Genomic DNA, 13,391 nt, shown 5'->3' on the forward strand with positions numbered 1-13,391 from the left:
AAGAATTGAACTTTTCGATGTACCATGATGCATGGGGTCAGCACTGCACATCCGGATCGACCGCTCGGCCAAAACCACCTTGGCCGAACAGATCCGCCAGGGTGTCATCGCGGCGATCAGCAGCGGCGCCCTCGGCCTCGGAGCCAGGTTGCCGTCGTGGATCACCCTTGCTGCGCAGCTGGGCGTGTCGCGGGGGACGGTCAAGTCCGCCTATGAGCGATTGATCGACGAGCAGGTCATCGTCTCGTCGCGCGCGGGCGGCACCCGCGTGGCGAGCCATCCTCCTGTCGGTCGGATGGTCGCGCCGGAAGCAGCGCATTCGGCACCTGCGCCGCATCAGCGCCGACTCGCCGTTCCCGCCATTTTCCAGATGGGCGTACCCGCCCCGGACAGCCTTCCCAAGCCCCTCCTGGCCCGCTTGCGCGCACATGCCGCGCGCATGGAAGTGGAGGCGCCTGCCGTCTATCCCGATCCAGGCGGCGAGCTTGAATTCAGGCGTGAAATCGCGGCGCACATCGCGTTGGCGCGCGGCCTTGCATGCAGTCCATCGCAGGTATTCATCACTGCCGGTTTCGCTGGTGCGCTTGGCCTGACGCTGAGTGTGCTGGGCCTGGAGGGTCGCGAGGCGTGGGTGGAAAATCCGGGGTTCTTCCAGAGCCGCAGGGCACTCGAATTCGCACGGCTAGTGCCTGTCGCCGTTCCCGTGGATGACGATGGTCTGGACGTCCGTTGCGGAATGCGGACATCGCCCGGCGCGGCCCTCGCATTGGTGACGCCCGGCCAGCAGGCGCCACTCGGTGGAACGCTGTCGCTGGAGCGGCGGCTGGAGCTGATTGCATGGGCTGCGCGCACGGGTGCATGGATCATCGAGGACGACTATCTCGGCGAACTCCAGCTCAACCGGCGGGCAGCGCCGGCGCTGGCATCACTCGACAGTGGCGGGCGCGTGATCCACATCGGATCGTTCAGCAAGACAGTGAGCCCCGCGCTCAGGCTCGGCTTCGTCGTGGTGCCACCTGCATTAGCGCCGCGGTTTGCGGAAGCGGCGCTGTACTTTGGCTCCGCACCGGGCCCCGCCGTACAACACGCGACGGCGCAGTTCATGCGCGAAGGCCACTACATGAGGCACCTGCGCAGGTTGAAGCGAACCTATGCCGCGCGAGGCGAAGCGCTGAAGGCCACCTGGGAGCGCCTGGGATACCGTGTGCATATCGGCGGCCTCGCGGCCGTCGTGCGTTTGCCCGGCGGCGTGTCCGACATCGATGTCACGCGAAGCGCGCTCGACCTCGGCATGGCGCCGTCGCCACTCTCATCCTGGTTCGCCCCGGGCACGCAGGCCGAATCGGGATTGTTGCTGGGTATCGCCACGGTAAGCGAGCAACAGATTCCTGGCGCCTGCGAAAGGCTTCATTTGCTGATCAGCACGGGCCGATAAGCGTCGAGTGAGATGGCTGTGCTGGTTCTGGGTCGTTCCAGAAACGGAAGCTAAATGGACGTCCAGAACCCTCTTGCCAAGTTTCGCAGGCTGATTATCTTTTCGCACCGCCGATCGCCTCGGGATCGGCGGACACCGCGCCGGTCGGCGCGGCAGCAGTCCTCACTCCCATGTTGCTTCCAAGAGGATATGGCAATGCGTACTGTGCTCGATTTTTCGCCTCTTCATCGTTCCAGCATCGGTTTCGACCGCGTTTTTGACCTGCTCGAAACTGCCGCGCGTGCTCCGCAGCAGGACAACTGGCCTCCGTTTGACTCCATCAAAATCAGTGAAGATCAGTACCGCATCACGATGGCCCTCGCCGGATTCTCTCGTGACGATCTGAAGATCGAAATCCAGAATAACTTCCTCACCGTCAGCGGTGAACGGAAAGCCGACCATATCGGCGAAGTGCTCCACAGGGGCATCGCGAATCGCCCATTCACGCGGCGATTCGAGCTCGCCGAACACATGCAGGTTGCCGGCGCGGAATTGCGCGATGGCCTGCTGACCATCGATCTCAAGCGCGAGTTGCCCGAAGCGCTGAAGCCCAGGGTCATTCCGATTGGCGGCGCGGAAAAGCTGGGCTCCGAACGTCGACTGTTGCAGGGCCAGGCAGCCTGACGCCTGTCATCTATCGGGTCCTCATTCGCAAGTAGTTTCCTTTGGCGGCAGCGTCGAGCTGCCGCCCTTTTTCGGGCCCGGCATGTGGGCTCCGGCGCGTGACTCTCCGTTTTCCGTATGAGAACTTTGACCGGACGGCGCGGTCTTCTGGCTGCAACTGACTGCACGTCAGCGATCAGTCTGGGCGGATGGAAGTGTCCATGTCGAGGAGAGGGGGATGGAACCCGAATACGCTCGCCTTTCCGTCCGCCGGGTCCTGGCGCTGGCCGTGGCGATGGGAAGCCATGGCGTCGTGCTGATAGCGCTGCTCATGCCCGCTGCGCCTGACGAGAGGCCGAGGGCAGTGGCGCAAGTACGCGACGCGCAGATCAAGGTGCGATGGATTCCGTCACGGCAGCCCACTGCTCCGGCATCAGCGCCGGTGGTCGTGCCATGGGTCGAACCCACTGCAGGTGGTGGCACAAAGTCGCCGCCACCGCGCGCCACCAAGCCAGCGGCGGCACGGCCCGCGCCGGTCGACGCTACGCGCGATACGTCACCCCCTCATGCTGCCGAACATGCTGGCCCTGCCGGGGCGGACCAGCGCAGTCCCGGGTTCGGTAGCCGATGCCGGATTCCGCGATCGCGTGCACGATGCCCAACACTCGCGGGACGTCCATGGCATACCCGGGTCAGACCATCGCATCGTTCGCGGCATCACGCTGATCGACCCACGGAAACAGGGCATAGGTTCGGTGATGCGCAACGTGCAACGCCTGTTTGGCGTGACCCAGCGTGCATGCATGGATGTCGACGCCCTGCAACAGCTTTCACCGGAGGAGCTGATCGCACGCCACCTGACACAGGAAGACCTCGACAAGCAGGCCGAGAAATATCAGTGCAACGAACCGCTGGGGCAGCATTTCTAGCCTTCCGCAAGAACTGCCGGCCGGGCGACGCCTTGGCGCACTGACTCACCGAGGCGCGGGTGCCTGGGGAGATCCGTGCGTCGGCCACGGCGCGCCAAGGCATCGGTTGTCGATTTCCGAAACCCCGATTCGTCGTTCCTATGCTGGGCTCATAGGGCCGAAACGAAGAAGGATGGCGAACATGATTACCGTCTTTGGTGAGGGAAGGGGTTTCAGGGTCGTCTGGTTGCTGGAAGAGATGGGCCTCGCCTACCGATTGAGGCCGGTGGACCTGTTGGCGGGCGTCGACAAAGACACGGAGTTCCTGGCCATCAACCCGGCCGGTTTCATCCCGGCGATCCAGGATGGGGATGTCACCATGGTCGAGTCCATCGCGATCATGGAATACCTGATGGCTCGGTACGGGCCGACATCGCTCGCGCCCGATCCAGGCGATGCTGCCTTTCCCGCTTACCAGCAGTTCCTGCACCTCGGCGAAGCCGGTCTCGCGGCCTCGATCTACTTTGTCGTCGGTGCACGCCATTTCGCCCCCGAGTCCGAACGAAACAACTGGAGTGCCGGCCAGGCATTGAGCGTTTTCGAGAGCCGGCTGATGTTGGTGACGCGGCAACTCACGCGCTCACCCCACGTCGCCGGCGACACGTTCACGGCTGCCGACATTTCGGTGACCTACGCGCTGGAGCTGGCTCAGGTAAGTGGTGGCGTCACCTTCGGCGATGTCGAGCGTTCTTATATGGCCCGCATGCGCCAACGCGAAGGCTACAAGCGCGCGATGGAAACCTGCCACACCAGGAAGGCATGGCTCGCCAAGGCGGGCATTCAATGATCCGTTCCCGGATCGCCTGCGGCCGCGCAGAGGAGGTGGCGTTGGCATGTGTGCAGCTCTTGTTGCGTGCAAGGAGGCAGTCTCTAGGAACTGCACAGCGAGAAGTTGCTGCGTGATTCTCCACTGATGCGCTGAAAAGCTGGCGGCACCTTATTGATAGCGATGCCGCGCGTTCAAGGGAAATCGAGATCTGCTTTGGGCCAAAAGGCGCACATGCCTTTAGCGCCTCATGGCAGACCGGCCAATTCAACCATCAGTCGAGCGCGAGACGGCCTCCCATTGATCGATCTCGGCGGTCAGGTCGCTCAGTTTCCGGCGCACGAGGCCAAGCGCGTCGCTCCCGAGCAACAGGTGGACGGGCGGCGAAGGGCTGTCGATCACATCGAGCATGGCCTGCGCGGCTTTTGCAGGATCGCCCAGCTGCCTTCCGCTTTTTTGTTCGCGGGCCGCACGGATGGGATCGAACAGCGCGTCGTAATCGGGGATGGAGCGAGGGGTCCTGGACATCGAGCGGCCCGCCCAGTCGGTGCGGAACGAGCCAGGGGCGACGGCGGTGACGGCGATGCCCAAGGGCGCTACTTCCTTGCCAAGCGTCTCCGAAATGCCTTCCAGGGCGAACTTGCTGCCGCAGTAGTAGGCAATGCCGGGCAGGGTGATGTAACCGCCCATCGAGGTGATGTTGAGGATATGCCCGTGGCGCCGGCGACGCATGTACGGCAGTACGGCCTTCATCATGGCGACGGCGCCGAATACGTTCACGGCAAACTGTTGTTGCAGCTCGAGCAGCGGCGACTCTTCGAGCATGCCCTCGTGGCCGTATCCGGCGTTGTTGATCAGTACGTCTACCGGACCCACGGTTTCCTCGACGTCGGCAACCACACCGTCGATCACGTCGAACTGGGTGACGTCCAGCATGCGGCCTGTCGCGGCGCCCGGGGCAATGGCTTCGAAGTCGCGCAAGGCCTGCTCGCTACGCACGGTTCCTATCACGCGGCGCCCCCTTGTGAGGGCTTCTTGCGCCAGCGCTCGGCCAAACCCGCTGCTGACACCGGTAATGAGCAATGTTCTGGCTGTGCGCATGGTGACTGCTCCTGAAAGGCGGAGGGTGCACAATACGCGTCATCTATCCCAACATTGACTCCCATTCTCCTTGGTTTCTTGCCTATTTCTATGAGCCGCGATCATCCAGGGAATGCGGGCGTGCAGCCGGCGACCAAAGCCATCCGGCGTATGACGGCCCTTGCCCGAGGACTGGCGCCTCACGAGGGATACAACCTCACGGCCTTGCCTGGCGTGCGCATCCTGCGTTCGGATCGCGCCTTGTCACGAACGCCGGTGCTGTACGACCCCGGCATCGTGATCGTGTGCCAGGGGCGCAAGCGCGGCTATTTCGGCAAGCAGCTCTATCTCTACGATCAGCAGCACTACCTGGCGGTCGCCGTGCCTGTTCCCTTCACGATGGAATCGGAGGGGACGCCGGAACATCCATTGCTGGCCATCTATATGCATTTGGACTTCCAGATGGCCGCCGAGCTGATGATCGAGATCGATCGTCGAGGTGTATCGATCGGCAAGGAGGCACCGCAGAGCATGATGTCCAGCCCCATGGACAGCGCGCTTCAGGGTTCCGTCCTGCGCTTCCTGGAGGCAATGAGCGAGCCGTTGGATGCAGCGATTCTTGGGCCTGGCCTGCTGCGCGAAATCTATTTCCGCGTGCTCACCGGCGAGCAGGGGTCGGCCTTGCGTTCGGCCCTGGCAATGCGCGGCCAGTTCGGCAGGATAGGCAAGGCGCTCCGCCGCATCCATGATGCTTATGCCGAGCCCATCCATCTCGCCGAACTGGCAGGCGAAGCGGATATGAGCGTCCCCTCGTTCCATGCCCACTTCAGGGCTGTCACGCGAACCTCGCCAATGCAGTACCTGAAGTCGACGCGCCTGCATCAGGCGCGGCTGTTGATGGTGCGGCAGGGTATGACGGCAGAGGCTGCCGGCTACGCGGTGGGCTATGCCAGTGCGTCGCAATTCACGCGTGAGTTCAAGCGGCTCTTTGGGCTGCCGCCCGTGGCGGAAGTGAGGCGCATGAGGGAAAACTTCGCCGTCCCGCCTGAGCAGGCGGCGTCGAACTATGTCTCGTCCCATTGATTGAGCGCGCTCCCGCGTGCTTGACGCTGGCGCCGTCCGGGGCCAAACATCGACGCAGATGGCGCCGAAGGGCGCTCGACATCACCACCAGCGGAGGGATGGGACGCATGGCGCTCAAGCGGATGGACAACATGGGAATCGTCGTCGAGGACCTCGACGCAACGATCGCTTTCTTTCTCGAACTCGGCCTCGATCTGGAAGGGCGGGCCACCATCGAAGGTGAGTGGGCCGGGCGTGTCACGGGGCTTGGGGATCAGTGCGTCGAGATTGCCATGATGCGCACGCCGGACGGACACGGCCGGCTCGAACTCTCCCGGTTTCTCGCACCCGCTGTCGTCGCGGATCACCGGAATGCTCCGGTGAACGCTCTGGGCTATCTGCGCGTCATGTTCGCGGTGGACGACCTCGACGATACGTTGGAGCGCGTTCGCAAGCATGGCGCGCAGCTCGTGGGCGAGGTGGTCGATTACAAGGGCGTGTATCGGCTCTGCTATATCCGTGGTCCGGAAGGGCTTCTCATCGGCCTGGCAGAGGAACTCTGATAAGGCCAACTCCAAAGCAGGGTGCGCTCAAGAGGCCGGTTCCATCATGACGGCAACCGGTCGATGGGAAGCGCTCTTCAGCGAATCGATATCGCCGTTCTGGTCAGCGACGTAGCGTACATAGGGCGTTTGGCCGTCCGACGCAGACAGCGTGACTTCGCCGAGCTTGCAGCGATCATGTCCGTGACGGCATCGCGAACACGATCGAGGCCTAGGCTGTGGTCTGTTGGGTTCTACTTCCTGTCGGCATCTCGCGGGGCACGACGCGCAGGGTCCTGCTGATTCTCGCTGTCGCCATCGTCGTCGCTGGTGCCGCCAGGCGCGCCCTGGTTCGCGACATGGTGAGAGGGTGTGCTGCCGTCGTCGGGCTTCTTGACGGCACGCGCCTTGTGCTCGGCGTCCTGATCTTTCATTTCGCGAGAAGCCGTCTTCGTGGGTGAACCGCTTCTATCGTCAGTACCGGTCATGGTCGCTCTCCAAGGTGGCTGGCGCCATCGCCAGGCATCCCTATTGTCCGGCGTCGGCGCTAAGCAAACCGATAGCCTGGGTGAAGGAGCCGAAAAGCCGTCTGCCGATAACAGAATCCACACGCATGACCCACTGAGGGCTGCGACGGGTTTGATGTAAGCTGAACGGACCCCGGCGCGGCAACGGAGGTCGAGCAAATGAGCGCAGAGACTGCCTCTGCTGCATGGATTGCGTTCGGCACGGTTGAAATCGACACGCTCGGCCATCGCCTGTTTGTCGACGGCGAAGAAATCGGGCTGGAGCGAAAGGCGTTTGCCGTGCTTGTCCTGCTCGCCCGCGAGTCTGGCCGCGTGCTGAGCCGTGACGAGATCCTCGACGAAGTGTGGGGACACCATCACGTCACCCCGGGTTCGCTCAGTCGCGTCGTCGCCCTGCTGCGTCACGCGCTGGGTGAAACGGCCGAGGAATGCCGTTATCTGCATACCGTGCACGGCGTCGGTTTTCGCCTCGATGCCGAGGTGCGGTCTGCGGCCTCGCGTGAGGAATTGATGGCCGACAGGCCGATGGCTGTCGCGGAGCTTGCGCTTGCATCGGTGCTGCCTGTGGATGCGGTGACGCCCATCGACGAAACATTGGTGACGCCTGTTGCTGATGCGCCCGTGCCACCTGGCAAGACGCGACGGCTGGATGGCCGGCTCGTTGCCGTGGTCATCGGTGTGCTCGTGGTGGCGGCCGTGTTGCTTGGTCGTCACCAGTTTTCGCGTCCTTCCGCGGACAGCGCGCAGGTTGCCGACTTGAAGTCGGTCGCGGTGCTGCCCTTCGAGAATCTCAGCACGGACGGAAACAACGCGTACTTCGCCAGCGGCATGCAGGACATGATCCTGACCCAGCTGGTGGGCATCGGGGGGCTCAAGGTGATCTCCCGCACGTCGACGGAAAAATACCCGAGCCATCCGGAAGACGTGAAGACCATCGCGCGGCAGTTGGGCGTGGCCACGCTGCTCGAGGGCACGGTGCAGAAGGCCGGCAACCAGGTGCTGATCAACGTGCAGCTGATCGATGCGAGCAGCGGCAGCCATTTATGGGCGAAGGCCTATACGCGCACGCTGGACAACGTTTTCAATGTGGAAGGCGAGGTAGCGCAGAACGTGGCGGAGGCACTGAAGGTACGGCTGACGTCCGCCGAAACCGCGCGTATCGACCGGTTGCCCACCTCCAATGCCGCTGCCTACGATCTCTATCTGCAGGCCAGCGCACATGCCAATCGCGCCTACGACGATCCGGTCATGTCGCCGTCCGAATTGCCCGTGGCGATCTCGCTGTATCAGCAGGCACTGGCGAAAGATCCGGACTTCGCGCTCGCCGAGGCGGCGCTGGCGCGTGCGCACATGCAGATGTATTTCTTCGCGCCAGACCGGACGAACGGACGTCTGGCCGAAGCGAAGAGTGCGGCCGACCACGCCTTGGCCTTGCAGCCGAATCTCGGCCAGGGTCATTACGCGCTGGGCTTGTATTACTACTGGGGACATCGGGATTACGCCCGCGCCACCACGCAGCTCGCATTGGCGCGGCAGGCACTTCCCAACAGTGCCACGGTAGAGCTCCTGATCGCCGCGATCGCCCGGCGCCAGGGGCATTGGGATGAGGCCGTGTCGCTGTTTCGCTCCGCCACCGTGCTCGACCCGCACAGCGAATTCGCCTTCAACCAGCTGGGCGTGACCTACCAGAGCATGCGGCGCCATGCCGACGCGGATCGGGCTTTCGGGGCGGCCCTTGCCGTGAGCCACAACCCCGACGGCGAACGCATGGCGCAGGTCTTCAATGAGCTGATGTGGAAGGGCAACCTGACTCCGATGCGCACCATGCTTGCGTCAATCGCACCGGGCAGCGATGCGTATGCCGGCAACGTGGCAGCCATGTACTTCGATCGATCGCTGGCGCGCGATTATGCCGGCGCGATCAAGGTGGTCGAGGCGGACAAGGCGGAGAACTGGTCCGATCCCGACAATATCGCCTTGCCGCGACGCTTGTATCTCGCGTGGGCCTTGCAGGCGGCGGGCGATACGAGCAAGGCGGCAGCAGCGTATGCGGAGGTGGCCGAGCATGCTCGCGCCTCCCTCGTCGAGCGGCCGGACGATGCGGATCTGCACCTCGCCCTGGCCTTCGCCTATGCCGGGCTCGGTCAAAAGCCCGACGCCATCGCGGAAGGCGAGCGTGCCGTCGCCCTGATGCCGGTCGCCGAGGATGCGCTGACCGGCGCGGATATGCTCGCGCACCAGGCGATGCTCTATGTACGCCTCGGCGAGCCGGACCGGGCCATTGCCTTGCTCGACCGCGTGCTGTCGATGCCCACCGGCATGATCCTGTCGAGCGCGTTGCTTCGGATCGATCCCATCTGGGATCCGTTGCACGACGATCCGAAGTTCAAAGCGCTGCTGCAGAAGTATCCCGTCGACGGCTAGCGTGTTCGTTCCGACGGCGATGCGTGAAGCAGGGCATCGCTATCGTCTTTTTGCCTTGCTCGCGCATAGCCCGTCGAGCGCAACAGGATCAGTGCGAACAAGAGCGCGATAAAGGCCGCATAGGCGTATTGGCCCCTGGCTACGCCGGTTCCATAGGGAAACCAGATGCCCGGGATGCCCAAGGCATTGAGCTCGGTGGCGAACAGGCCGATGCCGACCAGGATCGCGGCAAGTGCGGCCAGGCAGGTTGACGGTCTCGCCGGCCGCCGCAGGCCAAGGCCAATGATGATGAGATAAAGCGCGGCAAATGCCAGGCGTACGCTTTGGATGGCGATATCGGTGGCCGCCTTGAACGCATGCGTCGTTTCCAACGGAAACCACGGACGGCCGACCAACGCGAAGGCGATGTAAGCGAGCGTGAGCACGCCGATGAGGCGCCGCTGCCATGGCGACCTCTCCAGTCGGAACCAGTCGCGCCATGCCAGCGTCCATGTCGCAAGGACGAGTGGCCTGAGTATCACGGTGACGGCCGCGTCGTAGCAGCGGAGGCTCAGGTAGGGCGTCCAGTAGAACAGCACCTGGTTGACGCGCATGAGGGCCAGCGACAGCAGCGCTGCGATCAGCCACCCGTGGCGATCGCCGCTCCGGCTCGCCATCAGGCCCCAGACCATGATGGCGAGCACGACGAATGCGAAAGGTTCGGCTGCGTCCACCACGTAGCCCTTGAACGTCTGCAGCCACTGCACCTGGAGCAACCGGTGGACGCCTTCGGCGTCTCCTATCGTCGGTGCGACGTGGATGCCGCCGCTTTCGCCGCCCGCGTCCATGGGGTCCATCCAGACGCGGAATGCAATGACAAAAGTTTGCCCTCCTGTCGAAGAGGTTGGCGGCAGGAGAAACCTGGTCGGGCGTACGCCATACACCGTGGGCGACGTGCCGGTGAATACGCCGGGGCCGCCGAGCAGCTTCCCGTCGACATAAAGTTGGTAGGTCGAATCGACCAGTGTCGGGCCCGCCAAGGCCAGTTGCGTTCCCGGGCCGCTCTCGACGGTCACCTTCATTCGATACCACGCGTAGCCGGTGTAGCCGGCATGGCCGCGCTGGTTCCATCCCGTGACGTAGCCCGGCAAGCCGACGTCGCCGTCATGCGCGCCGGGAGCAGGGGTGAGATCGACGGTTTCCCACGCGCTGTCGTCGAAGTCTGGAGAAGACCAGCGAGCATCATCACCCAGATGGAACCGCCACGGCCCGTTCAAGGGAACGGTCGAATGGCCAAGGGTGATAGGTCCGTCATGGGAAGGCTCGGCCCGCGCGTGGCCGCTCGCCATGACGAGGGCTACAAGCACGTAGAGGAAAACGCAGAGACCTGGCCGTCGCATCGCATCACTCCCTGATGGGTCTTCCGGAGTCTAGGAGAGTCTTCGGGAAAGTGCATCGAAGGCGGATGGTGGAGCGCGGCGAATGAGGCATCCAAACGTGACGCTGCGGCCATGGTTGATCACCATGCCCTCGATCGACTCCTTCAGCCGCTGCAGCTCACGAGCATATGACGCTGCCGCCAGCGGCGTGTGATCGCCTGGCCGCGTCTTGGTGCGCTGGCGAGCATGTCCCATGGATGTCCAGCCATTGAACTGGCCAGAGGCTTTCGACAAGATCCAGATCGGAAACCCCGGGGGCGCCATGACCGATTTCGAGCCGCAGGACGTTACGGTTGCAGGCGACCGATCGCCGGATCGAAGGCCGGTGACGATCCGCAGGCAGGTCGTGCTTGTGGCGGACCTTGCCGGCACCATGGTGTTCGCGATCGAGGGCGCCCATGCAGCGATTCGCGCGGGGCTGGATCTGCTTGGCGTGCTGGTGCTGTCGTTCGTGGTCGCGCTCGGCGGAGGCATCATCCGCGACCTCTTGATCGGTGCGACGCCCCCGAGTGCTATCCGCGACTGGCGCTATCCCGTGCTTGCCTTTGTCGCTGGATTGGCGACTTTTTTGCTGCATCTCCAGGTCGAGTCGGTGCCGGCGGCACTATTGACGACACTCGATGCGGTCGGCCTTGCGCTGTTCGCGGTAGCCGGTGCGGAAAAGGCACTGGACTTCAACATCCATCCGTTCATGGCCACGTTGATGGGCGCGATGACCGGCTGTGGCGGCGGCGTCATTCGCGACATGCTGCTTGCGCGCGTGCCCGTCGTCCTGGTGGCCGACATCTATGCGAGCGCGGCTTGGGCCGGTGCGGCGGTCGTCGTGGTCGGTCGTCGTTTCAGTTGCTCGCCAGCCCTGGCGGCGGCCCTGGGCTTCGTCGCCTGCTTCCTGTTGCGGATGGCGGCCGTCCGCTTTGGCTGGCAATTGCCAAGGATTGCCGGGTAACTGGAGCCGTACGGGCTCCGCGCGTGAAGGTCGCGTTTTCCCAGCGGTGCTACCTGAAAGGGTATGTTTGAAAAGCCGATGAGGAGCGACACTGCGCGTGCGGAAGTCGATCAAACGGGGCTGCACATCTTCGTCGCGGCACGTGGCGTAAATGTTGGGCGCCTCATTCGTTCGAAGGCATGAGCCAGCAGTGACCCGTTCGCGCTGCCCGCGCAGGCAATGGAGGGTCGTCAGTTGTCGCCGCGTGTCATTGCATGGCATGCGAGCGGTGCAAGTGCAGCCAGTCTCAACGGAGCATGCTCATGAATCTCCCACTTCTTGTCCCCGGTGATTGCGCGCTGGTGTTCGTCGACCAGCAGGCCGGGCTGGCCTTTGGCGTCGGCTCGATCGATCGCCAGGTGCTGCTCAACCATTCCATCGCCCTGGCCAGGACGGCAAAGGTGTTTGGCGTGCCCATCGTGGCGTCCACCTCGGCCACCAAGGTTTACAGCGGGCCGATGATGCCCGCGTTGCAGCGCGCCATCCCGGACGTTGCCGCCATCGATCGACGCAACATGAACGCCTGGGAAGACGATGCCGTTCGTGAGGCAATCATTGGCACGGGTCGAGGAAAGTTGCTGGTTTCGGGCATGCTCACCGAAGCCTGCGTAAGTTTCCTTGCGCTGTCCGCCGCCAACGAGGGCTATGAGGTGTTCGTGGTGGGCGACGCCTGCGGTGGACTCACGGCGCAGAGCCACGAACTCGCCTTGCTGCGCATGCAGGCGGCAGGCGTCCGTATGACAAGCTGGATCCAGGTGCTGCTCGAATGGCAACGCGACTGGACGCGGCACGACACCTACGATGGTGCTCGTGCGATCGTCGAGGAGTTTGCCGGCGGCTATGGCATCGGGCTCGCCTATGCGCGCGATATGGTCAAGCCTTGATGGAGGCCCGGAACCCCGCGCCCGAACGTCAGACGCTCGGCAGCTGGCAGGGTGTATCGATCGACATCGCTGCGTGGGATGGTGTGGCTGCCGACGTGGATCTCTCCATCGCGTGCATGTTCGTCCGCGAGCTGGACGACGGTTTGCGAGGCGGGTTGCTGCATCTGGACAACGCGCTCTCGGGCAGGCTGGTGCGCTTGCGCGATGAAGGCGTGTTCACGGGTGACAGGGGCGAAACCCTGCTGGTCAGCCTGCCGCCGCCAACGGTGGTTGCGCGGGCCGTGATGATGATCGGCATGGGCGAGCCATCGCAGTGGACGCCGGCAGTGACGGCCCATGCAGTCACGGTCGCCCTGGGCGCGGCCGTGCATCTTGGCGCAACCCGTGCCGCGTTTGCCCCAAGCCTTCTCGACTCGGGGTTGGCGCCAAGCGCCACGGTGGGTGTTGCGCCGGCGATGATGAAGGCCGTCATGCGCGCCATCGATGTCCACATGAGCATTGCGGCGCACGGGCTTGCCGCGCCGCCTTCACTGCGTCGCTGGGTATTCGACGTGGGCGCCGCAGGTTTCTCGTCGGCCGCTGCGCAGTTCAGCGCCGCACTGGGCGATCGGTGAGGCGCGTTGAACGGGCCGGCGATTGAAGGACCGCTGGCTTCTTC

13 protein-coding genes are annotated in these 13,391 nt (G+C 63.9%); 10 read left to right on the top strand and 3 right to left on the bottom strand.

All coding sequences use genetic code 11. The features are described from left to right. Positions 1–31 precede the first annotated feature (31 nt). From CA260_RS09710 to CA260_RS09725, 4 genes are all read left to right on the top strand, one after another. Positions 32–1,435: a PLP-dependent aminotransferase family protein gene (locus CA260_RS09710; RefSeq protein WP_111982562.1), complete on the top strand. Its 1,404-nt coding sequence runs from the start codon at positions 32–34 to the stop codon at positions 1,433–1,435. Positions 1,436–1,630: 195 nt separating this feature from the next. Further along, the gene (locus CA260_RS09715) at positions 1,631–2,098 is read left to right on the top strand and encodes an Hsp20 family protein (RefSeq protein ID WP_111982564.1); all 468 of its coding nucleotides are present in this window, start codon (positions 1,631–1,633) and stop codon (positions 2,096–2,098) included. A gap of 545 nt (positions 2,099–2,643) precedes the next feature. Beyond that, a complete protein-coding gene (locus CA260_RS09720; RefSeq protein WP_111982566.1) occupies positions 2,644–3,006 on the top strand; it encodes a hypothetical protein in 363 nt (120 codons plus the stop codon). Between the two features lie 181 nt (positions 3,007–3,187). Continuing rightward, complete coding sequence (locus tag CA260_RS09725) at positions 3,188–3,832, top strand: glutathione S-transferase family protein (protein ID WP_111983086.1); 645 nt, start codon at positions 3,188–3,190, stop codon at positions 3,830–3,832. A gap of 246 nt (positions 3,833–4,078) precedes the next feature. On the opposite strand, the gene CA260_RS09730 is transcribed toward CA260_RS09725, so the two are convergent. Then, entirely contained in the window at positions 4,079–4,912 is an 834-nt protein-coding gene (locus tag CA260_RS09730) for an oxidoreductase (protein ID WP_111982568.1), read from the bottom strand. 120 nt (positions 4,913–5,032) lie between these two features. On the opposite strand from CA260_RS09730, the gene CA260_RS09735 reads away from it, so the two are divergent. Beyond that, entirely contained in the window at positions 5,033–5,974 is a 942-nt protein-coding gene (locus CA260_RS09735) for an AraC family transcriptional regulator (protein WP_238149663.1), read from the top strand. Positions 5,975–6,081: 107 nt separating this feature from the next. After that, positions 6,082–6,516, top strand: coding sequence for a VOC family protein (locus tag CA260_RS09740; RefSeq protein ID WP_111982572.1), 435 nt, complete (start codon positions 6,082–6,084; stop codon positions 6,514–6,516). Positions 6,517–6,749: 233 nt separating this feature from the next. On the opposite strand, the gene CA260_RS09745 is transcribed toward CA260_RS09740, so the two are convergent. Continuing rightward, entirely contained in the window at positions 6,750–6,929 is a 180-nt protein-coding gene (locus CA260_RS09745; RefSeq protein WP_111982574.1) for a hypothetical protein, read from the bottom strand. A 252-nt stretch (positions 6,930–7,181) separates the two neighbouring features. Between CA260_RS09745 and CA260_RS09750 the strand changes: the two genes are divergently transcribed. Then, the gene (locus CA260_RS09750) at positions 7,182–9,446 is read left to right on the top strand and encodes a winged helix-turn-helix domain-containing protein (protein WP_111982576.1); all 2,265 of its coding nucleotides are present in this window, start codon (positions 7,182–7,184) and stop codon (positions 9,444–9,446) included. Here the strand turns inward: CA260_RS09750 and CA260_RS09755 are convergent. Then, a complete protein-coding gene (locus CA260_RS09755) occupies positions 9,443–10,774 on the bottom strand; it encodes a glycoside hydrolase (protein WP_146745307.1) in 1,332 nt (443 codons plus the stop codon). The genes CA260_RS09750 and CA260_RS09755 overlap by 4 nt on opposite strands. A gap of 283 nt (positions 10,775–11,057) precedes the next feature. On the opposite strand from CA260_RS09755, the gene CA260_RS09760 reads away from it, so the two are divergent. The 3 genes from CA260_RS09760 to CA260_RS09770 all read left to right on the top strand — a co-directional run bounded on the left by CA260_RS09760 (position 11,058) and on the right by CA260_RS09770 (position 13,347). Continuing rightward, positions 11,058–11,810, top strand: a complete 753-nt coding sequence (locus CA260_RS09760; RefSeq protein ID WP_272946564.1) for a trimeric intracellular cation channel family protein — start codon at positions 11,058–11,060, stop codon at positions 11,808–11,810. A gap of 302 nt (positions 11,811–12,112) precedes the next feature. Continuing rightward, on the top strand, positions 12,113–12,733 hold the full coding sequence (locus CA260_RS09765) for a hydrolase (RefSeq protein ID WP_238149664.1): 621 nt from the start codon (positions 12,113–12,115) through the stop codon (positions 12,731–12,733). Then, complete coding sequence (locus CA260_RS09770) at positions 12,733–13,347, top strand: M17 family peptidase N-terminal domain-containing protein (protein WP_111982582.1); 615 nt, start codon at positions 12,733–12,735, stop codon at positions 13,345–13,347. The genes CA260_RS09765 and CA260_RS09770 overlap by 1 nt, the downstream gene beginning before the upstream one ends. Positions 13,348–13,391 lie beyond the last annotated feature (44 nt).

Source organism: Dyella jiangningensis (assembly GCF_003264855.1).
In the GTDB taxonomy this organism is placed as follows: domain Bacteria; phylum Pseudomonadota; class Gammaproteobacteria; order Xanthomonadales; family Rhodanobacteraceae; genus Dyella; species Dyella jiangningensis_C.